2 protein-coding genes are annotated in these 2261 nt (G+C 37.5%); both read left to right on the plus strand.

Annotated features, from left to right (window positions below):
- Positions 1-771: T9SS type B sorting domain-containing protein (locus ACVC08_RS00125; protein WP_452600491.1), on the plus strand; the 771-nt coding region annotated here is incomplete at its 5' end.
- A 230-nt stretch (positions 772-1001) separates the two neighbouring features.
- On the plus strand, positions 1002-2261 hold a 1260-nt coding region (locus tag ACVC08_RS00130), incomplete at its 3' end, for a choice-of-anchor L domain-containing protein (RefSeq protein WP_452600492.1).

Consider the following 2261-nt stretch of genomic DNA (forward strand, 5'->3'; position numbering starts at 1 on the left):
AATTACCTATTATGTATCAACACCAATGGTACAGAAGTCATTAACACGCCAGCAATAGACACGGGCTTAACTGTGGCCGATGGCTATACCTTTACCTGGTACTTAGAAGGCGTAGAACAACCACAATACGCAAACCAATCAAGTATTACCCCAACAGAAGGCGGGAACTACTCGGTAGTGGTTACTAGTGCTTTAGGCTGTTCTACTATAGTAGGCGACCCAAATACGGTAACCTTTGTAGAAGTAAGTGAGCCACCTGTGGTTACCGCAGAGATTACCACATTAGCTTTTGCAGATCAACACGATATTGCAGTAACGGCGACAACAACGGCAAGTACAGCGATCTCAGTATACGAGTTTAGTATCGATGGTGGTGCGTGGGAAGCCAATACACCAAACGATGGAATGTATACCTTTAGCAATGTAGAAGCAGGAGAACATACTATTACAGTAAGAGACGCTATAGGCTGTGGGGAAACTACCATAACCATTACTGTTATGGACTACCCACATTACTTTACACCTAATGGGGATGGGTACCACGATACGTGGAACATCTATGGCTTAGCTGGACAACCGGATGCTATTATTTATATCTTTGACCGCTATGGCAAGCTATTAAAACAACTAAGTCCTTCTGGAAGTGGATGGAATGGTACCTATAATGGCAACCCTATGCCTAATAGTACGTATTGGTTTGCGGTACAGTACAGAGAACCGAGCACTAATGAAGTGAAAACGTTTAAGGCCCATTTTGCGTTGAAACGATAATAAACAATTTTAAATATTTAATTTAAAAAGGTCTAAGCTATTGCTTAGACCTTTTTTGTTTTTAAACTTTAGATTTAAAAATTTATATCTATGAAAAACAATGGTTTCAAATGGGATTAGTTTTTAAGTAATTGCCATGTTTTTTCATTAAAAAAAACTAATGTAGGGTTTTATTATAGATAGTTGTTATATAATCGTAGATGATGACTTATCCCTATTACCAAAAAAATATGAAAAAAATTACCCTATCCCTTATTTTATTCGTTTTCGTGTTTGCAACTCAAGCACAAATTATATCTATAAATGATGCAACTGATGCAGAGTCAAGTTTAGGACCAGAGCAGTTAATTTCTGATGTTTTAATTTCTGGAGGATGTGCAGCTGCAGATAACTTTTCTTTTCAAGTTAATGGAGCTCCAGGAGATTTAACTACAAAAAGTTATGGTTACTTTAAAAGAGGTGCTAATGTAGGTTTCCCTTTTGAGCAAGGAGTTATATTAACTACAGGGCGAGCTTTTGATGCTGGTAATACTGTAAATGCAACAGTAATAAATAATACTAATGGTCAGGCAGGAGATGCCGATTTAGAAGCGGCACTAGGGCAAACAAATACGCAAGATGCCACATTTATTAAATTTAATTTTGTGCCAACAGGAAATAATATAAGTTTTAGGTTCTTAATGACTTCAGAAGAATATGATGGAAATACAGAGTGTAATTTCGCTGATAGTTTTGCTTTTTTGTTAAGAGAAGTGGGGACTACAGCTTATACCAATTTGGCCGTGCTACCAGATGGTGTTACTCCTGTAAGTGTAACTAACATCAATGGGTCTACTGTATGTCCTGCTAATGCAGCTTTTTTTGAAGGATATAATGTTGGAGATTCAAATTATAATGGAAGAACTGTAGTTCTTACAGCATCATCTAATGTTGTAGCAAATACGGCATATGAAATAAAATTAGTGGTAGCAGACCAAGGTGATAGTCAATTAGATTCAGCTATATTTTTAGAGGGAGGAAGTTTTAATTTAGGAGGAGATTTAGGAGATGATATTACAATAGCAGCAGGTACTTCAGTATGTTTAGGAGAGACGTTAACATTAAATACTCAAGCAGATGCAAGTGTAGATCATACATGGTTTTTTAACGGTGTAGAAATTACAGGAGAAACAGGGCCAACAATAGGTGTAACGGAAGCAGGAACATATTCTGTAGATGTTAATTTTTCAGCAAGCTGTGTAGTAAGTGATTCTATTGAAGTGGAGTTTAATGAAGTCCCAACAGCCAATGCAGTTCCAGATCAATTAATCTGTGATGACAACAATGATGGTCTGTGGGCTTTTGATTTGTCAGCCATAGAAGCTACGGTATTAGGCAGTCAAACAGCAGGAGACGTCACCATTACATTTCATGCCAATCAAGCCGATGCCGATAATGATGCCAATGCCTTAACAAGTCCGTACACCAATCAAGTAGCCTATACCGCAGAA

Source organism: Pontimicrobium sp. MEBiC06410, from assembly GCF_053601615.1.